The sequence below is a fragment of the Pantoea sp. X-Soil-ISGK-355 genome (assembly GCF_059730805.1).
The window spans coordinates 413,880-439,973 of the sequence record NZ_AP035972.1 but is presented as its reverse complement, the minus strand read 5'-3'; the positions used below and the strand labels follow the sequence as shown (position 1 = coordinate 439,973).

Sequence of the window (26,094 nt, the reverse complement as noted above, 5' to 3'; positions counted from 1 at the left end):
AGTGAAAGTCACTCAACAGGCCAATACAGGGAAGAAAAAGCACGCGAAACCGCTTTACGCCTCCTCCTGGTTTGCAGGCGTTCCGGGTCTGATGCTGCTTATGTTCTGCCCGCTGCGTGGTGCGCGTGCGGACGACTACTTTAATCCGGCGGCGCTGGAATTTTCATCCGATCAGCATAACGCCGCCGATCTCCACTATTTCGCCCATGAAGGCGGCCAGCAACCGGGTACCTATCATGTCACGCTGCTGCTCAACAACCGGATGATTGATAGCCGCGATGTCACTTTTGTGCAGGGCAGAAACGGGCTTGTTCCGCAACTGACGGCGGAGGAACTTTCAGCGATTGGTGTCAACGTAAACGGCTTCTCTGCGTTCAGAAATCTGAAGAAAGATGAGACGGTTGAGGAACTGGGTGATTTCATACCCGATGCTGCGGCCAACTTTGATTTCGCGCACCAGCAGTTAAATCTTTCCATTCCCCAGATTGCCCTGAAAATAAAAGATCGCGATTATGTCGATCCTTCGCGCTGGGATGAGGGTGTATCGGCCGCTTTTGTAAATTATAACCTCACCGGAAGCAGCAGCCGTAATGAAAGCGACCGCTGGAATTCAACGCTGCTCAGCCTGCGCAGTGGGGCCAATCTTGGCGCATGGCGACTGCGTAACACGGCCACCTGGCGCTATGATCTGGTCAGTCACTGGCAATCCCAGACTACTTATCTGGAGCGGGATCTTAAGACACTGAAAAGCCAGTTCAGGGTCGGAGATACCTACACCTCTGGCGACGTTTTTGACAGCGTGCAGTTTCGCGGTGTGCAGATCATGTCTGATGACACCATGCTTCCCGAGAGTCAGCGTGGTTTTGCCCCGGTGATACACGGCATCGCCCACAGCAATGCCCGGGTCACGGTGAGTCAGCATGGCTACGTGATTTATGAAACTGTAGTCGCACCGGGCGCATTCGAAATCAAAGATCTCTATCCCACGGCGCAGAGCGGTGATCTCGATATCACTATCCATGAAAGCGATGGCACGGTGCGAACCTTCACCCAGCCCTACTCGGCGGTGCCCTATATGCTGCGTGAGGGGCATATGAAGTACAGCGTCAGCGGCGGTCGTTATCATTACTCAGGCAGCAACAATCTACGTTCACCTGAATTTGTGCAGTCCACACTGTTTTACGGACTGCCGCATGACTTTACCGCCTTTGGTGGCGTTCAGATGGCGCAGAATTATCACGCTGTGGCGATCGGTCTGGGTAAAAGTCTTGGCGATTTTGGCTCGCTGGGAACCGATGTTACCGTGGCTAAAACCCGTTTAGCGCAAGGCCAGAGCAGCAGTGGTCAGTCAGTCCGCGCGCAGTATCAGAAAAATTTCGCCTCCACCAATACGACTTTCAGCATGGCGAGCTATCGCTATTCCTCCAGTGGTTTCTATGCTTTCAGCGAAGCCAATGCGATGACCAGCCCGACCCGCTACGTGGCTAACAAGCGCAGTCGGTCAGAAATAATGGTCTCTCAGGAAATGGGTGACTACGGCAGCCTTAGCGCCTCTGCCTATGTGCAGCGCTACTGGCGTTCAAAGAGTGAAGATCGCACCCTGCATCTGGGTTTTTACAGCAATTACAAAGCCATTTCCTGGGGCATCGCCTGGTTTTACACCGACTCGACCAGCGTCCGTAAGGCTGACCGCGCGGTCTCTTTTAATGTCTCTGTTCCCTTCATCGCGCTGCTGCCAGACAGCTCCGTCAGCTACAGCATGAACTCCGGCAATGATGGGAATGTTTCGCAGCAGGTCAGCCTGTCGGGTAGCGCGTTACAGGACAACAACCTGCATTACAACCTGCAGCAGGGCCACAACAGCCAGGGACAAAATCTGAACAGCAACGGCTCGCTGGACTATCGTGGCAGTCGCGGCAGCCTCAGTGCTGGGGTCAGTCATGATCGCCACAGCACTCAGTTTAACTATGGTCTCTCGGGCGGCATCGTCGCACATGCACACGGCATTACGCTGAGCCAGCCGCTGGGCGACACCTTCGCGATTGTGCGTGTGCCGGGTACGGCCGATGTGGGCATTCAGAGCAGCAGCAATGTGGTCACCGATGGTCGCGGCTATGCGATTGTGCCGTCACTTTCGCCTTATCATGAAAATGCCATCGAACTGGAAACGGATACGCTGCCCGACAATGTTGACGTCGAACTGGATGGTCAAACGGCTATCCCGACACGCGGCGCGATTGTGATGGCCGACTATGCCACCCACGTGGGTAATCGGGTGCTGTTCACGCTTAGCTGGCAGGATGCCTTCCCACCTTTCGGGGCGACGGGGCAGATCGCGCTCGCCGAAGAGGGAAAAAACAGCAGCACCAGCGGCATCGTCGCTGAAAGAGGCGAACTCTATCTGAGTGGTGTACCCGCCCAGGGTGTTATCGAGGTGAAATGGCAGGAAGAGGGGGGGGAGAAAAGCTGCCGCGCGCCGTTCCGCCTGCCTGCCGCCAGCGGCACCAATCCGGTCAGACTCGTCTCTGCGGTTTGCCAGTAATTCACAGGAATGTAAGATGAAATCAGTTCTGCGTTTAGCGAAAGGGATGATGCTGATTATCCCGACATTATGTGCTTTACCTGCACTGGGACAGGAGTCCTGTCACGGCGTCAGCCAGGTGGTCGTGCAGGTGCATAACGTCAACTATGTGCCGGGCGCAGCCGATGGCACCCCCATCTCGGCGCAGATGCCCCTGCAAAGCAGCAATGCTTTTACATGCAATAAAAACAGCGGTGAGCAGGGCTATAACTACAAAGATATGGGGTTTGAGATTAATGCTGAAGAGTCCGGCTTACAGACCAATATCGCGGGCGGGCACAATACGCCGATATACCGTGTTCCAGGCGTTGAGAGCATCGGGTTCGCTATTGGTTTCAAGGAGCCGTCTTATTGCGGTGGCGGTTTCGCTGATACCACCGGTAAAGGTAAAACCAGCTCGATCTGCAACTCCCAGACCAGCCCACAGTTAAATTCTGCCCACGACATAACCCTTCAGTCCTATGTGGTGTTCTATAAAATTCCCGGACAGCGCTCGCCGCTTAACCCTGGCGATCAACCCGCATCTGTCGGTGAGGTGAACATTGGCAATGCCAGCCTGAAGGTCGGGGACAGTGCAGCCAGCAGCCAGCCAATCAACGACAAGCCGCAAATATTCCTCTCCAGCTTTACCGTGCAGTATGGCAGCTGTTCTGTGGTCGCCTCCCAGTCCGCTATTAATGTGGACATGGGAAAGGTGAGTAAGACGGAATTCACCGGTATCGGCAGCCGGGCAGGAAGCGAGAAGCGCTTCCGGATTCAGGTGATGTGTGAGCACAGTGCAGCCGTAAAAGTCGGTTTCTTTGGTATGGCTACATCAGGTGATAAAGATGCCATCAGCCTGACGCCTCAGAGCAACTCAGCATCCGGTGTAGGCATTGCTCTGACTTATGGACCCGGCCTGCAGGTCCCGGAAGGTCAGCGCGTGCCGCTGAATGTCTCAACCGATCAGCTGCCGGTGCTGACGACAGTTTCTTCTCCCAATCAGGCGGCGTCGATGACGTTTAACGCGCAATATATTCAGACTGGCGGGCAGGTGATGGCGGGAAAAGCGGACGGTACGGTGACGTTCAATCTCGTTTATAATTAACAGGCACAGGCTGTGCATCACTGACGAATGCTGCGTGATGCTGGCTGCATGTGTCATCAGCCCTGCGCATTACGCCCGCTCAGCATCGCTATACGGCCCGTCTCCTGCAGCAATTGTTAAAACCCGCTAACCATGACCCGCGGTTTTCCCTAATCTCTGTTAAAATTATTCCTCTGTACCACTTTGCAGGATGCATGTTCGGGAGAAGCTATGTTGTGGATTTGGAATGCCCTGATTGTTCTGGTCACCGTTATCGGCATGGAGATAACGGCTGCGCTGGCGCACAAATACATCATGCATGGCTGGGGTTGGGGCTGGCACCTGTCACATCATGAACCACATAAGGGCTGGTTCGAGGTTAACGACCTCTATGCGGTGGTGTTCGCGGGCCTGTCGATTTTACTTATTTATCTGGGCAGCACAGGCATCTGGCCGCTACAGTGGATCGGTGCAGGGATGACGCTTTACGGTCTGCTCTATTTTATCGTGCATGACGGGCTGGTCCATCAGCGCTGGCCATTCCGCTATGTGCCGCGCCGGGGTTATCTGCGCCGGCTTTACATGGCGCACCGACTGCATCATGCGGTACGGGGTAAGGAAGATTGTGTCTCATTTGGTTTTCTCTATGCGCCGCCGCTGTCAAAACTGCAGGCGACGCTCAGGGAACGTCACGGCGTTAAACGGGGCGCTGCCAGAGGTAAGCAGGGCGTGGAGCAGGACGTCCCATCCGGGAAGTAACTGCCTGACCGGATGCTGCCACCAGCATGGCCAGTTTCTCTGGCGTGCTGGTGGACTGACGTTGATCCCACGCTTGTGCACCCGCTTCGACTACTTTCATACCGATCTTACGATAAACCTGTTTTGCCGTCGCAATGGCCCACGCTGAACGCAGCGGTAAACCGGGCAACCCCGCCGATGCCGATCGATAATAAGGTTCTGCCGTCTCCACCAGTCGGCGGGCAACGCGGCTGAGGGCCTGGCGATGGCGCGGGTCCGCCAGCGCCTCCCGCGTCAGCCCCTCTTCTGCCAGCCACTCAGCGGGCAGATAACAGCGTCCCGCTTCAGCATCTTCAACAATATCGCGGGCAATATTGGTTAGCTGAAAGGCCAGACCGAGATCGCAGGCGCGATCGAGCGTGGCGTTGTCGCGCACGCCCATAATCTGCGCCATCATCAGACCCACCACGCCCGCCACGTGATAGCAGTAGCGCAGCGTATCGTCCAGCGTCTGATAGCGGGTCTCATGGACATCCATCGCAAAGCCCGCCAGGTGATCAAAAGCGTAAGCAGGCAGAATATCGTGCGCCATCGCTACCTCCTGAAAGGCGGCAAAGGCAGGCTCATGCATCTGCGATCCGGCATAGGCCTGACGGGTTTTCATCTCCAGCTGCGCCAGGCGCTGTTCAGCAGATTGCAGTGACGGCGTATCGTTGCTGAATCCCAGCACCTGATCGTCAATCACATCATCACAGTGACGACACCATGAGTAGAGCATTAGCACACTGCGTCGGGTTTTGGCATCAAACAGTTTCGATGCCGTGGCAAAGCTTTTCGAGCCCACTTCCATGGTTTCAACGGCATGATCGAGCAGTGACGGACTATTCAAGCCAGATCCTCCAGCATCAATCCTGCGGTGGCTTTGGCCGAACCAATCACTCCTGGGATGCCCGCGCCAGGATGGGTGCCCGCGCCGACCAGGTAAAGATTTTTAATGGTCTTATCGCGGTTATGGGGCCGGAACCAGGCACTTTGCGTCAGAATCGGCTCGACCGAGAATGCCGAGCCCTGATACGCATTCAATTCATCGCGGAAATTAAACGGCGTGAACATGCGATGCGTCACCAGCTGGCTGCGCAGGCCTGGCATGTAGTGCTGTTCCAGATAGTCGAAGATGCGATCGCGCAGGCGAGGACCTTCCACGGCCCAGTCGATATCGGCGGTGCCGAGATGCGGCACCGGTGCCAGCACGTAATAACTGCCGCAGCCTTCGGGTGCCAGTGACGGATCGGTCACGCAGGGCGCGTGAAGGTAAAGCGAGAAGTCCTCTGCGAGGGCGTCTTTATTAAAGATCTCATCAATCAATTCACGATAACGCGGACCAAAGCAGACTGTGTGGTGCGCGAGCTGATCGTGATGATGATTCAGGCCAAAATAGAGCACAAACAGCGAGTTGCTCATGCGCTTGTTCTGCAGGGATTTTCCTCTGGCCACAGCGGCGGGATGCTGACTCAGCAGTTCGCGGTAGGTATGAACCACGTCAGCGTTAGAGGCAACCGCGCGGGTCGGGAAGACCCGGCCATCATCCAGATGCACGGCAATGATTTTATTTTCCTGCGTCTCCAGCCGGGCAACGCTGGCATTCAGCTCCACTTCGCCGCCCAGATCCTGAAACAGCTTCACCATGCCCTGTACCAGGGCGCCTGTGCCACCACGCGGGAACCAGACGCCCCATTCACGTTCCAGCGCATGAATCAGGGTATAGATTGACGAGGTGGCAAATGGATTTCCGCCTACCAGCAGCGAGTGAAAAGAGAACGCCTGACGCAGATGCTCATCTTCAATATAGCTCGCCACTTTGCTGTAGACGCTGCGCCACGCCTGCAGTTTTGCCAGCTGAGGGGCGGCGCGCAGCATGTCCCGGAATGACAGAAATGGCACGGTGCCGAGCTTGAGATAACCTTCTGCAAACACCGCACGGGAATAGGCCAGAAAGCGACGATAGCCTTCTACGTCACGCGGATTAAATGCGCTGATTTGCGCTTCCAGCGCGGGCTGATCGTTGTCATAACTGAAGACTTTGCCGGACTCCCAGCAGAGGCGATAAAACGGCTTCACCGGCAGCAGTTCGACATAGTCAGAGAGTTTTTTACCTGCCAGGGTGAAGAGCTCTTCAATAGCGCTGGGATCAGTAATCACCGTGGGGCCGGCATCAAAGGTAAAGCCCTGATCCTCGTAAACATAGGCGCGGCCGCCGGGTTTATCACGCTGCTCCAGCAGCCGCGTAGGGATCCCTGACGCCTGAAGGCGAATGGCCAGCGCGAGACCACCAAAGCCTGCACCAATTACTGTCGTTCTGTTCATTGCATCGCCTGTTGACGGTGAGGAGTCATAATAGCCTGTAGCGCAGCCAGTACGGGAACCGGCGGCTTGCCGCTTAAGATGCGCAGCCGATCAGACACAGTGAGTTTTCCCGCATAAAAACGGGCAATCAGACCTTCGGGGAGGCCGTAAAATCGTTGCATAACCTGCCAGCGCTGGTCTGCCGGACCCGCCAGAAACAGCATCCGGTTTAGCATGCGGAAGAAGCGCTGCTGCTGCCAGGAATGACTGGCAAACTGCTGAATGGTGGCGTGCAGGGTCTCAGAAGTGAACGACTGCATCTGCGCCAGCCGGTCAGCCAGCGCGACCGCCAGCGGCAGCGAATAGCCGGTGGTAGGATGGAATAACCCGGCACGCAGGCCGCTGCAGGGCAGATCGCGTTTCTGCCAGAAGGCGTCCACGTCGCCGGTCAGCGTAATTGGCAACGCGCCCTGTTCTTCACGCAATAGCTGCTTTAACTGCCAGCCCTGCTGAGCAGCATAGTCACGGATATTCTGACGGGCGCGATCGCCTCCCAGCGTGGCGTTATCAATATAGTGGGTATCTTCAATCAGCAGCGTATCCGCCGAAAAGGGCAGGCTGTAGACAAAGCGATAGCCTGACTGCTGATCCACGGTCGCGTCCATAATGACTGGTGCGGTCAGGCCGTGGGGCGCACTGAGCTGCCACTCCTGACCCACAAACGCCTGGAAGCCCATGCGCAGCGCATCATCGGGCTGATAGCCGCGTCCATCGATCACCGCGTCAGTTTCCAGCACCCGACCATCCTCCAGCGTGACAAGGCGTGAAGCGATGCTCGCCACGCGGGTATTCAGCAGCAGATCCGGCGCAAACCGATCGCGGATCACCTGCGCAAAACGCGCTGCGGTCACACAAAAATAGCCACTGTTCAGGTTGCGACTGCGTTGCGGAAAGCGCACCTCATAACCGGGCCAGTGATGAACCACCAGCGGAGCAATCCAGTGATGCTGCGTGTCAGTGAGATCCTCCGCATGAAACGACCAGGTATGATGCGCGCCAGGCTCACTTTCTGCATCAATCAGCAGCATACGCAGTGACGGACGCTGCTGGCGCAGGCGCAGAGCAATCAGCCCGTTAGCCAGCCCCGCGCCCACCAGAATCAGATCATACCGCGACATAATCTCTCCTGTGGAGTACCGGCTTGCGGGTCTGCATCGCCTGTTCGACAATATCCGCTGCGAGGGTGGTGCCGCCCGCCTGACAGAGCGCAGTGCGCAGCGTTTTCATCTGCTGGCCGTAGCTTTCATCAGCCAGCAAAGTCTGAAGCTGACGGGCCATTGAGTGGCTGGTAGTGAAGCGTGACGCGCGACGCCCTATACCGTGCCAGACCACTCTGGCCGCGACGCCCGGCTGGTCAAAGGCCAGGGGAATCGCCAGCATTGGCGTCAGATAGTTAACAGCATCCAGTACCGTATTCATGCCGCCGTGCGTTATCGCCAGATCGGCCTGCGCCAGTGCGGCAGCCTGATCGGCAAAATCGACCACCTGAACATGGCTGGACTGCGCCAGTTTTTCCGCCTGAAACGGTGACAGACGACCACAATGCGCCAGCATCAACTGCGCGTCGATCTCATGGCAGGCGCGAACAATGGTTTTAAACAGGCCGTAGCGGTGCCCCTGCAGCGTGCCAAGTGAAGCAAAAATGCGTGGTCTGTCGCCATGTGGGAAATAACGTGGCTGCGACGCGGCAGGCGCTGTTACCGCTGCACGCAGCGGACCGACCGAATGAAAATGGTCGGGCAGCGCCTGGCGGGGAAAATCGAGTTCCGGCAACAGCTGGCTGATCTGCGCAAGGGGTGAAAAGCAGTGATGCAGCTTTTCCCGTGGTGCTAATCCCATCGCATGGGCGTTACGGGCGATAACGCGATCGTGACGGCGCATCAGCCAGTCATAGATCTTTTCACTCGCGCGATAGCGTTCGCGTGCCTGGTCGGTGTTAGCATAGTCAAACGGCATCACGGCCAGCGGAAAATGGGGTTCACGGTTAAGTGGCAGCGCACAGGCCACAGAGACGTAGGGCAGGTTCAGAGACTCTGCCGCCAGCGCACCGGCTGGCTCCATCTGATCGACGATCACGCCATCAATCGCCAGCGTGTTCAGCACCACCGGCAGTTCACGGCAGAGCATCTCTGTGCTGCGGGCCATCTCATTGATTAATTTAAGCATTGATGGGCCAAGAGGATGCGCCGCCAGCTGAAGGGTATGCGCCAGACTGCCTGCCGGATGCGAGGCGAGACCCAGCGGGAAAAACCCTATCCGGCTGTCAGTAAGTAGTGCGCTGACATCCGTCTGCTGGATAAAGGTAATCTGGTGTCCGCGTGCGATTAAGGCCTGGCTCAGATGCGTAAGCGCCTGCACATGGCTATAGAAGGGCGGTGCAATGACCGCGAAGTGACTCATGCAGCATCCTTAACTGACGGCAGCGAGTTTTTTCTCAAACCAGGCCTGAACAAAATGATGAGTGGCATAACCGTCCTGGCAGGCCGAAAGCAGATGCTCACTGGCACAGCGCAGATGATCGCGCAGTCGCGTTTCAACCGCCTGAGGCCCCAGCAGATTGACCAGCGTCGATTTCCCCTCATCCTGATGGGCATCTTTGCCGGTATCCGCCATGCCGTCAGTGAGATCGTCCAGCAGCTGAAAGGCCTGACCGAGATTAAGCGAGAAGCGGTGTAGCTGTTCGCGCGCCTCTTTTGGCGTTTCCGCCACAATAGAGGCCATCTGCATAGAGGCGCAGAACAGGGTGCTGGTTTTGTAGTGATTGGTCATCAGAATGGCGTCGGCACTGCGTGGCTTGTCACCTTCTGAAAGATCCTTGAACTGACCCTGCACCAGACCCTGCATGCCGACAGCGTGAGATAGCTCCGCGACCGCATCAGCTCTGGCAGCTGCCGTTAAGCCTTCAGCCATTGCAACCACGCCAAAAGCCTTACTCAGCAGCGCCACTGCGGCCAGAATCGCGACATGTTCACCATACTGGCAGTGAATGGTCGGACGTCCGCGACGCAACTGCGCATCATCCATGCAGGGCATGTCATCCAGAATCAGGGAGGCGGCGTGCACCATCTCAACCGCGCAGGCGAGATCAAGCAGCCCGGCAGGGGTGGCGCTACAGCCGAGATCGCGCGCGGCCAGCAGCAGCAGCAGCGGGCGGATACGCTTTCCCGGTGCCAGCGCACCCTCGCGCATTGCCTCGCCAACTAAATCACGTTCACTCTCCACCGGTAAAAGCTGATCAAGCCGCTGCTCAATGTCGTTCAACAGGCTGGCTGCATCACTATGGCTGAAATTGACGTGTTGTTCTGCACAGACCGTCATCATGGCTGTCCTTATCTACAGAGGAAGTCACAGCAGGTCGAAATGATTCGATGCCATCTTCAATAATCGTCCCCGACTGCCACAGCATAGTTGGCAGGTTTTCAAAGAACGGCGGGTAAATCCATTACAACTAAGCGTAGCTCACAGTGATAAAAATGTCGGCGAATTCAGCAGCATTCCGCGTTTTAACGTGCCATCCTGACCACTATATTGCCTGAATCAGCCCAGTAATGCGCGCAGCGCTTTCATCACGCTGGTGACATCCTCATCCGATAATGCGCCATCTTTAGCGAAGCGTACAATCCCTTCCCGATCAATCACCACGACAGACGCGCTTTCCGGCTGAAGATGCCAGCTATGCGCAGTGACGCCACTGCTGTCGATAATAAATTGCTGCCAGGGTGCTGCTTTTTTGCTGGAGGCGATGCTGCGCACCACAAAAATGGCACTGCCGGGCAGGGCATCGTCGGTATTTACGATGGTGGTAGTCTGGAAGCGGTCACGCGGCAGTTGGGCCTGCTGAATGGCTTTAATTAAGGAGGCACTCTGATCTTTCGCAGAAAGCCGGCCAGCAACATGAATTACCAGACGCACTTTTCCGGTCAGTGTCTGACTGTTCCAGCGCTGATAATCGATGTCACCCTGGTTCAGCACCATTTCGCCTTTGTCGGCAATGTAGACCGGCGGGACAGGCTGACCGGGTGTCAGAGTATGAGCAGCTGTAAAGCCGGAAAACAGCAGGGCTATCATCAATCCATAATGGCGCACGGGGTCCTCACTTCTTTTCGTTTTACGGCAGGCGAGACGAGCTATCTCATCAGCAGGCAGAAGATTAGTACCATATCTATATTTCAGATCAATAAATGCATTAAAGATTTGGGCTGAAAATGCAGGGAATATTTTGTTAACAGGAGGTGGAATATGAGCACTGCACTGATGACCTTACCTGAGTTTGCCCGCTACATTGGCATCACTACGGCGACGCTGGCGCGCGCCTTTTGCTGCCGGGGATCGCTGGCCGGCGTGCCGCTGCCGCAGGCACTGGATGATGCACCGCTGACACAACGCCACTGGCTACGCGACGATGTACGTCAGTTTGATCATGTCTATAAGCGGGTGCAGGCGATGCAGCAACGTAAAACGCTTTAAATCGCCCATCAAAAGAAAAGCGCGGGATTATCCCGCGCTTTGTTATGCAACATTATCAGGCTTCACCAGGAAGCAGACCAGATTGGCATCCCGATCGCCGGTAACCTCCATGCTGCTATCCAGCCCACTCACCGCATCGCCGCGACTGAGTCGCTGATCGCCGATGCGAATAATTCCTTCCAGCACGATGAGATAAGCCACAAAGCCCGGCATCGAGGGCACGTCCACCGTCTGGTTACGCTCCAGCAGCGTATCGTAGATATAGACTTCCTGGCGCAATTCCAGCGGGGCATCAGACTCTTCCGGCCCGGCCAGTTCGGTCCAGCCGTTAGTCATAATGCCCTGATCGCGCTCCAGCACCTGAGTCATCGCTTCACCGCCCGGCAGTGAAGGCCGGATAACGGCCTGCAACAGTTCCGCTTCATACAGCGGCACTGATTCTTCGTACTGAACACCCTCACCGGCATTCACCACCATTACCTTTTTCGCAGAGAGCTGAGTACGCTCGCCGTTGCTGTCCTGATGCTGCATTGAACCGCGCCACAGGTAGGTGAACACTTCTTCGTCCTGATGCTGCTGCATCGGGATCCGGGCATCCAGTTTCAGCGACATCAGGTCAACAATGAGCAACGGGCTAAGCGCCTCGCCAGGCCGCTGACGACGAACGGTAAAAGGACCGTACTCAAAGAGTTGTTCAGAATTAGCTCGCACAATATTCATGATGAGTTCTCAGATAAAGGAAGGCATAACAACGATCATAGACCTCAGGCGCAGAATGAGAAGCCGGATGATTTGCCCGGCTTCGTCAGTTATTTTGAATAAAAAATAACGCGGTGTGTCATCTGCTTATTTGCCCTGTTCGTCGCTCTCACCCAGGAAGAAATACCAGAGTGGGATCGACAATAGCCCGGTAAAGACCGTGGAGTAGAGCAGGATCATCATCGCCTGGGTGATATACATGGTCAGTGACCAGTGGCTGAAGGGGATCTGATACTGGTCAATTACGCCGCCGATCATCGCATTCGCCATCACTGAAATCACAATCAGCGCCAGCACCGTGACGCTGCGGAGAAAATAGCGCATTTCTTTGCGCTTTCCGGCGAAGCGTGACTGGACGATAGCCAGCGGCGACTGCTTATCTGGCGCAATTTCTTCCCGAATGACCGACGCATGCTGCGCGCTGCGCCAGCGCTGAATATCCAGCAGGATCAGCACCACCAGGCTGATGCCCAGGACAGGCAGCGCATAACCCAGCGCCAGCGTCACTATCAGGCTGGTGCCCTGCGTATAACGCGGCAGTGCAAGCCAGACGGACAACAGCGTCTGCGAGGGGCTGAGCTGGGGAACCGCCGGGCGGCGAATCCACCACATGCGGTAGCCCAGCACTATCATCGCACAGAGTCCAAAGCCGAACAGGGCCAGAATCAGTTGGTTAGGCAGACCAAACAGCACCCCCATATGCGCATCCACGCCCCAGCGGGTCAGTTTTGCCACCAGCGGGAAGCTGGCGAATTCAACGCGGTCGACCACGCTGAAATCAGCCGGATTGATAGAAACCGCATCAACCTGGCTTGGCCAGCTGCGATCAATCTCCGAAACTGTCCAGGCCTGTTCTGCGTTCTTAGGCTGACGCAGCTCCAGTTTCGCGGCGTGCAGTCCGGCCTGACGTGCTGCTGCCAGCGCCTGATCCCAACTGGCGTTCGGTTGATTGAGAACCACTGGCGCGGCGATTCTGGCTGGCATGGTCATGCCGGACATCGTCATGCCTTCCATCGCACCGCGATGGTCAGCATGCGGATCGGCTGCTTCGGCGGGCGCGTCACCGTTCAGTGCGGTATTAACCTGCGGCGTTTTCCAGCCAAAGTCGCTGCGCATCTTTTCGATATTGTTGCCTGCCCACTGTGACCAGGTCAGTCCCGTTACCGAAAAGAACACCAGCCCGATAGCCAGCAGCAGACCCAGCGTAACGTGCCAGTGACGCGTTGCCGCAAATCCGCTGCGCACTTTCTTACGGGTACGTGGTGGCCGGGTGCCGGACCATAAGATGATCCCACCCAGCGCAGCGACCCACAGCCATGAGGCTGCCAGCTCGCTGTAGTTACGGCCAAAATCGCCGAGCAGCAGGCCGCGATGCAGCTGATCCAGCCACATGCGCAGCGGCAACACACCGCTGGTGCCATACACCGTCATATCGCCTTTCACCTGCAGAGTGTAGGGATCGATAAACAGCGATCGTGATTCCGATGGGCCAAGCTGAGGCTCAGCAAACTGCACGCGGGTTGTATCATGCGGACCCGGTGCGGGACGCACGGCGTAGATACGTGCAGACTCACCCGCACGCGCACGTGCGGCGGCAATCTGGGCTGACAACGGCTGTGCCTGGCCCTGTGCATCGGTGGTCAGGGCATCGTGGTAGATAGCCTGTTCCAGCTGCGGCGTCAGAACGTAGAGCGTGCCGGTGAGCGCGGCGACAAAAATGAACGGTGCGATAAACAGACCGATATAAAAATGCAGGCGGCGAAACAGATTAAACAGCGTGCCGCGCGGTGCAGGGATAATTTCCTGAGAAGAGGACATAGCATTCCACACTTTTCAAAAGACAAAGGCGATTGGGTGACGTTGTCACGCAATCGAATCAGAAAGCAGTGAGTGTGACGTGAAAGCGGGCGGCGCTCGTGGTCGGTGGAGACGCAACATCCATCGCCACGGAGGCGGATTAATCGCAAAGGGCGGCGGGGTGCGGCTGATCAGGCTCATCCACCAGATGAACGGGATAAAGACCCAGAGCATCAGCGGCACATGCACCAGTAAATCGCAGTAACCACAGGCAAAACCAGGATCCATCATCATCCCATGGTCCGCCATTGACATCACTTCGCTGTGATGATGCATCATCGGCATCTCTGCGCTCATAGCGGAGACACGCTGCATTGTGGCGTGATGCTCAGCCAGATTCTTTGAAATCATCGGGGCGACAAACAACAGCAGCACGGCCAGTATCGCAATACCGGCAGTGAGTCGATGTCTGAGTGAAGATTTCTGCATGATTTTAACGGACGCAAGGGGTGAGAATTCCGGGCGGCAGTGTAACGCGAAGGGGATAAAAGGGTTAAATAAAGTGGCATCTGTTCCGAAAAAATTCGCACTCTTTGAACATATTCACTTTAATTCCAGCATCATTTAACTTAGATGTTACTCGTTAAATACATACAAATAACATTAATGAGTCGGTTGCATTTAACCGAACCCATAAAGGAATGAAGATGAAAATTGTAATGCTGGATGGTGACACACTGCCTGTCTCTCTGCCGACCGGGCAACTACAGGCTGACTGGGAGATTCGCGCACAAACACCGGTCAGTGACATTGTCTCTTCGCTCACGGGCGCGACGGTTGCGATTACCAATAAGGTGCCGTTGTGTGCCGACACCCTGGCGCAGCTTCCTGAACTGCGCTTTATCTGTATTGCGGCAACCGGTTATGACTGTATTGATACAGAGGCCTGCCGCGTCCGCGGCATCGTGGTCAGTAATGTACCCGGCTACTCTTCTCAGAGCGTGTCGGAGGCGGTAATCGCCGCCATTTTCGCCTTGCGTCGTCACATGATGGCTTATGCCGTTAATACCCGCATCGACTGGCCGCAGGCGCAGCACTTTTGTCTGCATCGTCAGCCAATAGGGGATATTGGCGGCGCCACGCTGGGTATCGCGGGCAAAGGTGATATCGGTCAGGCGGTCGGCAGGCTGGCCCAGGCGCTGGGAATGAAGGTCCAGTACGCGGAGCGCAAAGGCAGTGATCGGGTGCGTGAGGGCTATGTCAGCTTTGAGCAGATGCTGGCCACCAGCGATATTATTTCGCTGCACTGCCCATTGAGTGACAGCACCCGTCAGATGATTGATCGCGAGGCGCTGGAGAAAATGAAACCGCATGCGCTGCTGATTAACACCGCGCGTGGTGGCCTCATTAACGAGGCCGATCTTGCTGAGGCATTAAAGCAGGGGCTGATTGGCGGCGCGGCGCTGGATGTTCTGAGCAGCGAACCACCCTCTGCAGATAACCCGCTGCTGGCAGATTTGCCCAATCTGCTGCTGACGCCGCACATTGCCTGGGCGAGTCGCAGCGGCGTAGAGAATCTGGTGACGGGTGTGATGGCCAATATTGCGGCCTTTATTCAGGGCGAGCCGGTTAATGTGGTGAGCTGAGCTGGGTCGAATGGCTTTCTGAGGCCTGCAATTCGTTAATATTCAGAGCAACCTCGTAGAATTCAGGAAAAGCGTTTTACGGGGTTCAATCATCAGAGTATTCATTTCGTTATTTCCATCCGGTCTTTAAACGTTCGTGCGCTACAGGATTTAGCGCCTTTTATCCTGCTGAATCAGCCGTTGTCAGCGCTTCAGGAACAGAAAGGAGTCTGGTCAGTGAAAAAGAACAACAGCACGCACACGCCTCATGATGCGACATTCCGGCAATTTCTGACTCAGCCGGATATTGCCCGGGATTTCCTGGCGCTGCACCTGCCGCCAGAGTTGTGCCAACGCTGTGATCTCAGCACACTGAAGCTGGAGTCGGGGTCGTTTGTCGAGGATGACCTTCGGCAGTACGTTAGCGATGTGCTTTACAGTCGTAAAACTACCGCTGGCAATGGATAGATCCATGTACTCATTGAGCATCAGTCATCACCTGACAAACATATGGCATTTCGGCTGATGCGCTATGCAGTGGCTGCCATGCAGCGCCATCCTGAAGCTGGGCACAAGAGATTGCCGCGGGTAATACCCATACTGTTTTACGCGGGCAGACGCACTCCCTATCCTATCCTTATTCGACCCGGTGGCTGGATGAGTTCGACGACCCGTTGCTGGCGGACAGGCTTTACAGCCACAGTTTTCCGCTGGTCGATGTCACGACGATTCCTGACGATGAGATCATGCAACACCGCAGCATGGCGGCACTGACCCTGTTGCAGAAACATATCCGGCAACGTGATCTGTCAGAACTGATGGACAGGCTGGTATCCATTTTGATGGCAGGCGATCACTCTTCATCGCAGGTGATAATCATTGGCAAACTGCATTGTGCAGGCGGGCGAAGTCTCAAACGCCAAAACCTTTGTACAGGAGCTGGCACAGATTTCGCGCTAAGAATTTTTTGAGCGCTGATTAACGCTGACGACTCAAATCGCCAGCGTACTGCACTGAAAATATAAAATCAGCTTGCCGGAATCATGGGAACTCCATCGCTTTTCATCACGGCGAGCCTGTTATTTGCGCGCTCAGTATCAAAATATCGAGCGCCCCAGCTTTTCCGTCAGCAATTCCAGCACAGCAGTGCCCGCCAGCGAATTACCTGCGCTGTCCAGCCCGGGTGACCAGACGGCAATGCTCATCTCGCCAGGGATGACGGCAATAATTCCGCCACCTACGCCCGACTTTGCAGGCATCCCAACCCGCCACGCGAATTCGCCTGCGCCATCATACATCCCGCTGGTGATCATCAGTGCGTTAATCTGCCGCGCCTGACGCGGTGTAATCATCTGGCTGCCATCCAGTGTTTTACCCTGATTAGCCAGATAGATGAAGGTGCGCGCCAGTTCAACGCAGTTCATCGACAGTGAGCAATAGTGGAAATAGGTCTGCATGACGCTGGTGACATCATTATCGAAATTACCAAACGACTTCATCAGCCAGGCTATCGCGGCATTGCGGGCAGAATGTTCAAATTCAGAGCGGGCAACGTGGCGATCATAATTGATATCGGGCTGCTGGCTAAGCTGGCGCACAATTTCCAGCATTCGCTGGCGTGGCGCCGTCAGGCGGGTTTCCAGCAGATCGCAAATCACCAGCGCACCGGCATTGATAAACGGATTACGTGGCTTGCCCTGTTCCAGCTCCAGCTGGACCAGTGAATTAAATGGCTGGCCTGATGGCTCTTTGCCAACCCGCTGCCAGATTTCACTGTCGTCATAGCGGGTCAGTGCCACAGTCAGCGATAGCGCTTTGGATATCGACTGAATAGAAAAGCGCGTCTCCGCATCGCCCGCCTGAAAGAGGGTGCCGTCACGCAGGCAAACGGCAATGGCCAGATTGTCGGCCGCAACATCGGCCAGCGCGGGGATATAGTCAGCGACTTTTCCCCGATGGACCAGCGGACGCACCTGATCCAGGACCTCCTGCAGCAGAGCATTATTTAGTTCAGACACGCACTTTTCTCCCGTCGGTTTACGCTGGCCGGCAATGCGTGATGCATTTGCGACCGGCCAGTCATCTGTTGTGAGTCGCTGAGCCGCATTTTCAGCTGATGGGTTTTGACTGTGCTGCCAGCGGAGCCAATACCATCTGTAACAGGCTCAGCAGTGCCAGCACACTGAAGGGCAGCGTCCAGTTACCGCTCTGTTCATGGAGCACGCCAAAAAACAGCGGGCCCAGGGCTGCCAGCGCATAGCCCACACATTGCGCCATGCCTGAAAGTTGTGAGGCCTGACGGTGATGTGTGGCGCGCAGATTAAACAGCGAGAGGCAGAGCACCAGTGAAGCCCCGGCACCCAGTCCGGCCAGTGTCAGCCAGATCAACGCCCATTGCGGATTAAGCAGCAGACCTGACATACCGAGGAAAATACCCGAGGAAGCAATGAATGCGGTGAGCCGGGCATCTTTTACCCGCTTCAGCGCAACCATACAGGCCAGATTAGCAACGATGGCAATTGCCTGATACCAGAACAGCAGCCACCCAGCCTGCGCCTGAGTGAAGCCATTATCCTGAGCAAACACGGCAAACCAGTCGATCAGGGTATAAAATGCCAGCGATTGCAGTGCCATAAACAGGGCGATTTGCCAGCCACCGGCTGAGCGCCACGCATGACGATGTGCAACAGGGGCTTCAGCCGACGCTAAAGATGACTGCCGCTGACGTAAAAGCGGCAGCCAGGCGAGCAGCGCAACCAGCCCTGGCAGCGCCCAGACAACCAGTGAGAGTCGCCAGCCCGCCGTTGAGAGCTCGCTCAGCGGCACGGCAATGCCCGACGCGAGGCTGGCAGTAATCGACATGGTGGCGGCATAAAGGCCAATGTATCTGGCGGTATGGGCGGTGAAATCGCGCTTAATCAGGGGCGGCAGCAGTACGTTGGCCGCGGCAATACCTGCGCTCAGCAGCAGCGTTCCGCTCCATAATGCCGCTTCAGCAGGCAACCAGCGCAACAGTGAACCGGCAGTAATCAGGCACAGTGCACTCCACAAACTGCGCTCCAGCCCGACCCGATTTCCCAGCCAGGCGGCAGGCGGGGCGAGCAGGGCAAAAAGCATCAGTGGAATAAAGTTAAACAGGCCTGCTTCGCTGGCGCTGAGGCCAAAGGTCTGGCGGACATCCTGCAGCACCGGCCCGACGGCGGTAATCGGTGCCCGAAGATTTGCTGCGGTGAGCAGCAGGACGAACAAAAAAAAGCTGGCGCTGGAAAACGCAGCGAGGGGTTTAGCTTGCTGTTGTACAGGCATCATGGCAGGGATCATCACATGCAGCAGTGCTGCGGGGGCGTTGGTTGACGTTAACGCTTACGCATCAGAATTGATGTCTGGGCGTTACTTTACTGACCGGTTAGCGGCCTGTAAAGCCTTGTTATATGATGAAATAGCGTAAATGCGATCTCGCCGCCGCGATCGCTGTATGAGTGATTAGTGGAACTCAGGCTCAGGGAAGTGACCACAGTCGTTCTGGCTGGGATTAGATCCGGGCTGGCAGGTCTGCTGACGGGTTTCGGCCGCGGGAACCGTTTTTTCAGCGTGCCACGGGGCACTGCAGGCACTGAGAAGAGAAACCAGAATCATCACACTGAATACGCGCATATCCGCTCCTTATTAACCCTTTTGAGCAAGGTCACGTCGGTGATCGGCGGTTGGCAGGTCAGGGACGTCTTACCTGAGTGTGGTCGCTAAGGGGATAATGTCAATTAAAACAGCGCAAACATCAGCGCAACAGGAAAACTCATCGGCCAGGTGGCACCCACCAGAAAAGCGCTCAGCAGTTTGATGCTCAGCTTATCTTTGGCGATGAAGAAAGTGATTAGCGTCGCGACCAGTGCAACAACGGCATAAAAAATTAGCATACCCTGGTACAGTGTCATTGATATCTCCGCAGTGTCATTATGGTTTTCGCTGCGCATGATGCGGATTTTTGTGATCCAGATCAAGTGAATCAGGGTTAAGCATCTAAAGAAATTATCGGTCAATATGGCTGATTTACGCTCTGACATCGATGATGATAACGGGCGATTTCAGGCTGAAACCGTGGCGGGAAATGTGGGTCGAACCTTTGCTGATGCCGCCATCCTATCTTTACATCCCCTGGCGAACGCTTGCTGACTGACCGTTACCCTGACGTAAAAAGCCCGCTATGGTGGGCGGGCCAGACATGGCAGTGCATGACTAAACAGCGTACGCGTTTTAACTCTGACGATAGAGTGCCATCACCGCTTCCAGATCCGGGGTACGAGGGTTACCGCCGGTGCAGACATCATCCAGCGCCGCCTGCGCCAGTGCAGGGATATCCGCCTCATGTAAGCCGACCTCGCGCAGCGAACGCGGAATACCCACATCGCGGCAGAGCTGACGAACTGCAGCGACAGCCGCTTCCCGCGCCTGATCCAGCGTCAGCGTGTCGACCTGTTTCACGCCCATCGCACGGGCAATATCGCGATATTTTTCGCCTGTTGATGGGGCGTTCCATGCCATCACCTGTGGCAGCAGAATGGCGTTCGCCACGCCGTGCGGCACGTTATAAAAAGCGCCCAGGGGATGTGCCATACCATGCACCAGACCGAGTCCGACATTGGAGAAGCCCATACCGGCCACATACTGCCCCAGCGCCATCTGCTCAACAGCAACAATATTTCCCGCCACCGATTCGCGCAGCGACTGGCTGATAATTTCAATGGCTTTGAGGTGCAGCATGTCAGTCAGGGGCCAGGCACCGCGCGTAATGTACCCTTCAATCGCGTGAGTTAGGGCATCAATACCGGTGGCCGCTTTCAGCGAGGCGGGCATGCTCGCCATCATCTCCGCATCAATAATCGCCACTTTTGGAATGTCATGCGGATCGACGCAGACAAACTTGCGACGATTCTCTTCATCGGTAATGACATAGTTAATAGTGACTTCTGCCGCCGTGCCTGCCGTGGTCGGAATTGCGATGATTGGCACGCACGGATGACGGGTTGGGCTAACCCCTTCCAGGCTGCGAACGTCTTCGAATTCAGGGTTGTTGATAATAATGCCGATCGCTTTACTTGTGTCCTGCGGTGAACCACCGCCGATGGCGATGAGGTAGTCAGCACCTGATTCCCTGAACACGGCAACGCCCTGCTGCACTACCCGGATAGTCGGATTCGGAACGACCTCATCAAAGACCGCCCAGGCAAGCTGATGTTGTTCCAGCAGGTCAGTTACCCGCTTCAGCGCACCGGCCGCAACCAGCGCTTTGTCAGTGACAATAAGCGCTTTACGCATCCCGCGACGCTGTACCTCTTCAGGCAAATGACGTAATGCGCCAGCACCAAACCAGGCGGTTTCATTCAGAATCATACGTTGGGTCATCAAAACATCCTCTGTTAAAAATGGTTTTCTACGATCCGTTATCCGCTTTTCAGGTTCTGCGCATAACCTCTCAGTTTCAGGTAAGAACATTTGATAAAAATCAATGAATTAGTAAAAAGTACTGCGCGCAATTCATTCAGGCAGGGCTTTCGTCTGGTGGGTATGCGGTGAGAGGCGGTGGATTATGCCCATCGTCAGTTGTGTGCAACACTTCTTTATTACAAACCTGTCCGTCCATGAGGAATGAAGACATGACCCGATTCGTAATGAATAAAAAGGATGAACTCGTCGACAGCGCGCTGGATGGCATGATTTACGCCAGTCCGTGGCGCAATCTGGTGCGGCTGCAGGTCGATCCCCACATTCGCATCGTGATGCGCAGAGACTGGAAAAAACAGCAGGTCGCACTGATCTCCGGTGGCGGTTCCGGCCATGAACCGGCGCACGTCGGTTTTATCGGCAAAGGAATGCTGACGGCGTCCGTCTGTGGCGATGTGTTCGCCTCACCCAGCGTTGATGCGGTTTATAACGCCATCATCAACCTTACCGGTGACGCGGGATGTCTGCTGATTGTGAAAAACTACACCGGCGATCGACTCAACTTTGGGCTGGCGGCTGAAAAAGCCCGCAAGGCAGGATTCAGCGTCAATATGGTGATTGTCGGTGATGATATAGCCTTACCGGACAATCCTCAGCCACGCGGCGTGGCAGGCACGTTGCTGGTGCATAAAGTGGCAGGCTTTGTCGCCGAACGCGGTGATGATCTGACGGCGGTAACGGAGGCCGCAGAGGCCGCCAGTCGTGCTATCGCCACCATGGGGGTAGCGCTTTCCAGCTGTCATCTGCCGGAAGAACAGACCGGCCAGCGGGTGCCCGACGGCAGCGTGGAAATGGGGCTGGGGATTCATGGTGAGCCGGGCGTTGACGTCATGCCGACTCAGAACAGTCAGCAGATTGTGCAGCATCTGCTGGAGAAGGTGATGCCAGGTCCAGACAAGGATCTGCCCTGCGCGCTGCTGGTGAATAACCTTGGCGGGATGTCGGCGCTGGAGATGAGTCTGGTCACACGTGATCTGATTGAGTCGCCGCTGAGCCGGGGAAGCCGTTATCTGATTGGCCCGGCACCGCTGATGACCGCGCTGGACATGAAAGGGTTTTCCGTTACCTGCATGACGCTGACGCCGCTGTTCGAAGCGGCGATCTGCGCCCCGGTTGAAGTGACCGGCTGGGTTCCGGCGGTTAAGATCACATCGCTTCAGCCGGTTAACGCGACCCGAGAGGCGACAGCGCATTCGGTGCAACCCTCAGAAAATCCGGTAGTCGCAGCCTTTGTTAACCGCATTTGTGAAACGCTGATCGCCAGTGAAAGCGAGCTGAATAAACTCGATGCTCAGGTGGGTGATGGTGATACCGGCTCGACCTTTGCTGCTGGCGCGCGTCAGATCCAGCGTGAATGCGCAGATAACCAGCTGCCACTGAATGTTCTGCCCGACCTGCTCGCGGTAACGGGTGAGCGACTGGCCACGGTCATGGGCGGATCCAGCGGCGTGTTGATGGCCATCTTCTTCACCGCCGCGGCGCAGCACCTGTCGGAAGGAGATGACCTGCCGGTCGCCTTACAGCAGGGTCTGGAAAAAATGAAGCAGTATGGTGGGGCTAAACCGGGCGATCGCACACTGATTGATGCGCTCCAGCCCGCTATTGAGGCGCTGGTGGCGGGCAAACCGCTGGCAGCCGCAGCAGATGCGGCGCAGCACGGCAGTGATGCAACCGCCAGCATGGGAAAAGCAAAGGCGGGCCGATCATCTTATCTCAACAGCGCGAACCTGAATGGCGTGCCCGATCCCGGTGCGGTTGCCGTCGCCCGCGTTTTTGCGGCATTAAAAACGCTTTAGCTCAATCACAGCGCTAAACGCGTCTGTAAAAAGGCCAGTAACTGGCGGTTTACTTCGCTGCGCTGACGGTGCTGTGGGTAAACCGCATTCAGGGAGAGTGGGGGCGGCTGGCAGCCGTCCAGCACCGTCACCAGTTCACCCCTTTGCAGGTCTGTCTCTACGATAAAAGCGGGAAGCAAGACCAGTCCGAGTCCCGCCAGGGCGGCATCACGCAGCACTTCGCCATTGTTACTCACCATGGGGCCCTGAACCGCCAGCCATTTCGCTTTGCCATTGACCTGCAATTCCCAGCCATTCAGACCTTCCCGTCCGTAGCGCAGACAGGCGTGTTGCAGCAACTCCTCGGGCTGCTGCGGCGTGCCGGCCCGCTGCAGGTAACCGGGACTGCAGCAGATTACCCGTTTCAATTCACCCAGCGGACGGGCAATCAGCGTGGAATCTGCCAGGGTGCCGATGCGAATCGCCATATCGACGCCTTCGCCAATTACATCAACATAGCGATCGGCCAGCTCAATCTGAAACTGCAGTGCCGGATGATGGCTCAGGAATTCAGCGATTAGCGGTGACAGGTGGCTCATGCCAAACGACATTGGCAGATTGATGCGGAAAGTCCCGCGCAGCGCCTGCTGCTGCTCCGACACCGCCAGTTCGGCTTCCTGAATCTCATCCAGAATGCGCTGAGCATGCTGCGCAAAAAGCAGACCCGCATCCGTCACTGACAGCTTGCGGGTGTTACGTATCAGCAGACGTACGCCTAATAACGCTTCAAGCGCGGCCATGCGGCGGCTGACATACTGCTTCGATAACATCAGCTGCTCAGCGGCTGCAGTGAAGTTACCAGCATGTATCACGGCGATGTAAATCCGGAGATCTTCGATCTGCATAGTGTCCACTTATTGGTAACAGTGACGGGGTGTCTGGCGAAAACTCAGCCGCAGGCGTTAACTTATATCGGGTATTGGGTCACAGGGCAACGCGTCAGCACCCTCAGCCAGCGCGACAGGGATCATAGATTTACCGTTCCGTCATGTTTAAACAGGCTGTCAGCCGGGCTAATCGCGTTAAAGCCGTTATAGTAAGCAGGCAGTGATGCAATCCATCCGGAACTAACCTGATAAGGAGTGGCTGGTGAAAAAATTACTCTGCGCAACGGTGCTGGCTGTTTTGCCAATAACCACGCTGGCAGCATCGGTGTTTACGCTGCAATCACAGGATTTCAGCGATAATGCCCTACTGGATAAAAAGTTTGCCGGTGCTAATAAAAGTAATCCTTCCTGCACCGGTGAGAATATCTCTCCCGAACTCAACTGGTCTGCGATTCCGGCGGGCACCCGCAGTCTGGCCCTGCTGATGACCGATCCGGTCGGGGCCAAAGGGCTGGGCGTGACTCATATGGTGGCCTATAACATTCCGGCCAGCCGTTCGTCGTTCGCGCAGGGGGCGCTGACAAAGGGCAAGGACTACACCGGCGGAAAAAATACACCCGGGACACTGCACTATTATGGACCTTGCCCGCCTGCAGGCAGCGGCCTGCATCACTATAACTTTGTGCTGATCGCCACCGATTTGCCGGTGGGTCAGTTGAAAGCAGGGTTAACACAGGCCGAGCTGGTGGCACAGCTGAAAGGCCATGCGCTGGGCGCGGCCAGCACCGTTGGCCGCTTTAGCAATGAATGACCTGCACGTTTGCAGAGGCAGCGCTGAATAGCCTGCCTCTGCGCGCTACGGATCAGTCGCCACTGAACATCTCGCGGATGCGCGACGCAATGTGATGCGTGTGTGTCTCCAGCGCGAAGTGGCCGCTGTCCAGCATCTCGACCACCGCCTGTGGATTATCACGCTGCCAGGCCACGGCGCCCGGTGGAATAAAGAACGGATCGTGCTTGCCCCAGATCACCAGCGTTGGCACCTGCTGCTGGCGAAAGAACGCCTGAAATTCCGGGTAACGTTTCAGGTTACTGGCGTAATTGAGAAACAGGGCCTGCTGAATATCTTTGTTACCGGGGCGCTCCATCAACAGAGTATCCAGGGTATAGGTTTCCGGTGCGATCTGCTGCGGATCGCTTACCCCATGCAGATACTGCCACTTCACCCCTTCCAGCGTCAGGATAGCGTCACGGATCACCTGACCATTTGCTTCGCTGGGATCGTCCCAGTAGGCGCGGACCGGTGCCCAGGCCTCTCCTAATCCCTCCAGATAGGCGTTACCGTTTTGTGATATCAGCCCGCTGACGCGATCGGGGTAAGCCAGTGCCAGTCGCAGACCGGCAGGTGCGCCATAGTCGAAAACATACATCGCATAACGTTCCAGCCCCAGTGCATCGACAAAGGCGGTCAGCGTCTGGCCCAGCGCGTCAAAGGTCCAGGAATAGTTGCGCTCAGCAGGCACTTCAGTAAAGCCAAAGCCCGGCATATCGGGTGCGATGAGATGAAATTTATCAGCCAGAAGCGGGATCAGATTGCGGAACTGATGTGAAGAGGTGGGAAAGCCATGCAACAGCAGCAGTACCGGCAGGGAAGGATCGCCCGCTTCGCGATAGAAAATATTGACGCCATCGGCCTGCTGGTAACGGTAAGAAATGGATTGATCACGCATGCTTAACTCCTGTAACTGTTGAAGTGATGTTTATGGGGTTACTGAGCGGCATTATGCAGTCAGAGTGTAACCTGTCAAGTCAATTTATAATGGTTACAACAGGTGCGGTGTAACTATTCAAATAGTCCTTTTTCGGTTACAGTGGCATCAGCAGAGTTAAAAAGGGAGGCAATGTCATGGCGGAAACGCAATTACGCAACGCACAGGGGCCGTGGTTTCTGGCCGATCATCCGGCGCTGGATTTCATCAATACCGTGGCCATCGTGGAAGGCCAGTCGCACGACTTCTGGCAAACCGATCAGGATGTTGAAGCGTGGCTACACCAGGCAGGACTGGCACCAGACGCCCCGGCTCCGCAGCATGAACCGGGTGCGCTGTTGGAAGCTGCGCGTCAGTTACGTCAGATAATTCGTGACAACGTACAGCAGCACAAAGCGGGAGAGGGCGTTGATTTTCAGACGCTGAACGCCTGGCTGGGTGAAGCGACCAGCCATCTGCAAATGACCGGGGAGCCGGGTGCCTTAAAGATCAGGCGGGTTTATGCGGGCCAGAGTGTGTTGCAACGGCTGGGACAGATTGCGGAACAGGCCGCGATGTTGCTGTCGCAGGGGGACTTCAGCAGAGTCCGTGGCTGCGAACATCCCGCCTGTACACTGTGGTTTTACGATCGTACCAAAGCCCATCGCCGTCGCTGGTGCAGCATGGCGCTGTGTGGCAATCGGGCGAAAGTGGCGCGTTTCAGGGCAGTTAAATCAGCTGGATAAACA

General features: G+C 56.1%; 24 protein-coding genes and 1 pseudogene. 9 read left to right on the top strand and 16 right to left on the bottom strand.

Going from position 1 to position 26,094, the window contains the following annotated elements:
- Position 1 precedes the first annotated feature (1 nt).
- The 3 genes from AC6I8J_RS20735 (at position 2) to AC6I8J_RS20725 (ending at position 4,406) form a co-directional block, all read left to right on the top strand.
- On the top strand, positions 2 to 2,542 hold the full coding sequence (locus AC6I8J_RS20735) for a fimbria/pilus outer membrane usher protein (RefSeq protein ID WP_497825802.1): 2,541 nt from the start codon (positions 2 to 4) through the stop codon (positions 2,540 to 2,542).
- Positions 2,543 to 2,558: 16 nt separating this feature from the next.
- The gene (locus AC6I8J_RS20730) at positions 2,559 to 3,668 is read left to right on the top strand and encodes a fimbrial protein (RefSeq protein ID WP_497825801.1); all 1,110 of its coding nucleotides are present in this window, start codon (positions 2,559 to 2,561) and stop codon (positions 3,666 to 3,668) included.
- Positions 3,669 to 3,878: 210 nt separating this feature from the next.
- Entirely contained in the window at positions 3,879 to 4,406 is a 528-nt protein-coding gene (locus tag AC6I8J_RS20725; RefSeq protein WP_161735401.1) for a sterol desaturase family protein, read from the top strand.
- Here the strand turns inward: AC6I8J_RS20725 and crtB are convergent.
- The 6 genes from crtB to AC6I8J_RS20695 form a co-directional block, all read right to left on the bottom strand.
- On the bottom strand, positions 4,345 to 5,274 hold the full coding sequence (gene crtB, locus AC6I8J_RS20720; RefSeq protein WP_161735403.1) for a 15-cis-phytoene synthase CrtB: 930 nt from the start codon (positions 5,272 to 5,274) through the stop codon (positions 4,345 to 4,347). The genes AC6I8J_RS20725 and crtB overlap by 62 nt on opposite strands.
- Positions 5,271 to 6,749 (bottom strand): phytoene desaturase, encoded by a 1,479-nt coding sequence (locus AC6I8J_RS20715; protein WP_161735405.1) that lies wholly within the window; start codon positions 6,747 to 6,749, stop codon positions 5,271 to 5,273. The genes crtB and AC6I8J_RS20715 overlap by 4 nt, the downstream gene beginning before the upstream one ends.
- Entirely contained in the window at positions 6,746 to 7,906 is a 1,161-nt protein-coding gene (crtY, locus tag AC6I8J_RS20710; protein WP_161735407.1) for a lycopene beta-cyclase CrtY, read from the bottom strand. Before crtY ends, AC6I8J_RS20715 begins: the two co-directional genes overlap by 4 nt.
- A complete protein-coding gene (locus tag AC6I8J_RS20705) occupies positions 7,893 to 9,188 on the bottom strand; it encodes a glycosyltransferase (protein WP_497825800.1) in 1,296 nt (431 codons plus the stop codon). Before AC6I8J_RS20705 ends, crtY begins: the two co-directional genes overlap by 14 nt.
- A gap of 9 nt (positions 9,189 to 9,197) precedes the next feature.
- Positions 9,198 to 10,106, bottom strand: a complete 909-nt coding sequence (locus AC6I8J_RS20700) for a polyprenyl synthetase family protein (protein WP_161735466.1) — start codon at positions 10,104 to 10,106, stop codon at positions 9,198 to 9,200.
- Positions 10,107 to 10,325: 219 nt separating this feature from the next.
- Positions 10,326 to 10,856, bottom strand: a complete 531-nt coding sequence (locus tag AC6I8J_RS20695) for a YtfJ family protein (protein WP_161735468.1) — start codon at positions 10,854 to 10,856, stop codon at positions 10,326 to 10,328.
- Between the two features lie 171 nt (positions 10,857 to 11,027).
- Between AC6I8J_RS20695 and AC6I8J_RS20690 the strand changes: the two genes are divergently transcribed.
- Positions 11,028 to 11,255 carry a hypothetical protein gene (locus AC6I8J_RS20690; RefSeq protein WP_161735411.1) on the top strand — a complete coding sequence of 76 codons (228 nt, stop codon included), beginning with the start codon at positions 11,028 to 11,030 and terminating at the stop codon, positions 11,253 to 11,255.
- Between the two features lie 42 nt (positions 11,256 to 11,297).
- On the opposite strand, the gene AC6I8J_RS20685 is transcribed toward AC6I8J_RS20690, so the two are convergent.
- The 3 genes from AC6I8J_RS20685 to AC6I8J_RS20675 all read right to left on the bottom strand — a co-directional run bounded on the left by AC6I8J_RS20685 (position 11,298) and on the right by AC6I8J_RS20675 (position 14,300).
- On the bottom strand, positions 11,298 to 11,975 hold the full coding sequence (locus AC6I8J_RS20685) for a pirin family protein (protein WP_161735412.1): 678 nt from the start codon (positions 11,973 to 11,975) through the stop codon (positions 11,298 to 11,300).
- 126 nt (positions 11,976 to 12,101) lie between these two features.
- A complete protein-coding gene (locus AC6I8J_RS20680; protein ID WP_497825799.1) occupies positions 12,102 to 13,832 on the bottom strand; it encodes a DUF2534 family protein in 1,731 nt (576 codons plus the stop codon).
- A gap of 45 nt (positions 13,833 to 13,877) precedes the next feature.
- Positions 13,878 to 14,300: a DUF2946 domain-containing protein gene (locus AC6I8J_RS20675; RefSeq protein WP_161735416.1), complete on the bottom strand. Its 423-nt coding sequence runs from the start codon at positions 14,298 to 14,300 to the stop codon at positions 13,878 to 13,880.
- Between the two features lie 218 nt (positions 14,301 to 14,518).
- On the opposite strand from AC6I8J_RS20675, the gene AC6I8J_RS20670 reads away from it, so the two are divergent.
- Together AC6I8J_RS20670 and AC6I8J_RS20665 are read left to right on the top strand one after the other, a co-directional pair.
- A complete protein-coding gene (locus tag AC6I8J_RS20670) occupies positions 14,519 to 15,457 on the top strand; it encodes a D-2-hydroxyacid dehydrogenase (protein ID WP_161735418.1) in 939 nt (312 codons plus the stop codon).
- A 216-nt stretch (positions 15,458 to 15,673) separates the two neighbouring features.
- Positions 15,674 to 16,384 (top strand): annotated as a pseudogene (locus tag AC6I8J_RS20665) (Rpn family recombination-promoting nuclease/putative transposase); the annotation flags it as partial.
- 149 nt (positions 16,385 to 16,533) lie between these two features.
- Here the strand turns inward: AC6I8J_RS20665 and glsB are convergent.
- The 5 genes from glsB to fucO form a co-directional block, all read right to left on the bottom strand.
- Positions 16,534 to 17,454, bottom strand: a complete 921-nt coding sequence (gene glsB, locus AC6I8J_RS20660; RefSeq protein ID WP_222925824.1) for a glutaminase B — start codon at positions 17,452 to 17,454, stop codon at positions 16,534 to 16,536.
- Between the two features lie 91 nt (positions 17,455 to 17,545).
- Positions 17,546 to 18,745, bottom strand: coding sequence for a CynX/NimT family MFS transporter (locus AC6I8J_RS20655; RefSeq protein ID WP_161735422.1), 1,200 nt, complete (start codon positions 18,743 to 18,745; stop codon positions 17,546 to 17,548).
- A 174-nt stretch (positions 18,746 to 18,919) separates the two neighbouring features.
- The gene (locus AC6I8J_RS20650) at positions 18,920 to 19,090 is read right to left on the bottom strand and encodes a hypothetical protein (protein ID WP_202605013.1); all 171 of its coding nucleotides are present in this window, start codon (positions 19,088 to 19,090) and stop codon (positions 18,920 to 18,922) included.
- Between the two features lie 104 nt (positions 19,091 to 19,194).
- Positions 19,195 to 19,368 (bottom strand): GhoT/OrtT family toxin, encoded by a 174-nt coding sequence (locus AC6I8J_RS20645; RefSeq protein ID WP_008924737.1) that lies wholly within the window; start codon positions 19,366 to 19,368, stop codon positions 19,195 to 19,197.
- 319 nt (positions 19,369 to 19,687) lie between these two features.
- A complete protein-coding gene (fucO, locus tag AC6I8J_RS20640; RefSeq protein WP_497825798.1) occupies positions 19,688 to 20,836 on the bottom strand; it encodes a lactaldehyde reductase in 1,149 nt (382 codons plus the stop codon).
- A 251-nt stretch (positions 20,837 to 21,087) separates the two neighbouring features.
- On the opposite strand from fucO, the gene AC6I8J_RS20635 reads away from it, so the two are divergent.
- Positions 21,088 to 22,731, top strand: coding sequence for a dihydroxyacetone kinase subunit DhaK (locus AC6I8J_RS20635; protein ID WP_161735426.1), 1,644 nt, complete (start codon positions 21,088 to 21,090; stop codon positions 22,729 to 22,731).
- 5 nt (positions 22,732 to 22,736) lie between these two features.
- Here AC6I8J_RS20635 and AC6I8J_RS20630 read toward each other — a convergent pair whose 3' ends face one another.
- Complete coding sequence (locus AC6I8J_RS20630) at positions 22,737 to 23,615, bottom strand: LysR family transcriptional regulator (RefSeq protein WP_497825797.1); 879 nt, start codon at positions 23,613 to 23,615, stop codon at positions 22,737 to 22,739.
- A 244-nt stretch (positions 23,616 to 23,859) separates the two neighbouring features.
- Between AC6I8J_RS20630 and AC6I8J_RS20625 the strand changes: the two genes are divergently transcribed.
- On the top strand, positions 23,860 to 24,408 hold the full coding sequence (locus tag AC6I8J_RS20625; RefSeq protein ID WP_222925821.1) for a YbhB/YbcL family Raf kinase inhibitor-like protein: 549 nt from the start codon (positions 23,860 to 23,862) through the stop codon (positions 24,406 to 24,408).
- Between the two features lie 52 nt (positions 24,409 to 24,460).
- Here AC6I8J_RS20625 and AC6I8J_RS20620 read toward each other — a convergent pair whose 3' ends face one another.
- The gene (locus AC6I8J_RS20620; protein ID WP_010247407.1) at positions 24,461 to 25,327 is read right to left on the bottom strand and encodes an alpha/beta fold hydrolase; all 867 of its coding nucleotides are present in this window, start codon (positions 25,325 to 25,327) and stop codon (positions 24,461 to 24,463) included.
- Between the two features lie 176 nt (positions 25,328 to 25,503).
- Between AC6I8J_RS20620 and AC6I8J_RS20615 the strand changes: the two genes are divergently transcribed.
- Complete coding sequence (locus AC6I8J_RS20615; RefSeq protein ID WP_497825796.1) at positions 25,504 to 26,091, top strand: CGNR zinc finger domain-containing protein; 588 nt, start codon at positions 25,504 to 25,506, stop codon at positions 26,089 to 26,091.
- Positions 26,092 to 26,094: the final 3 nt, after the last annotated feature.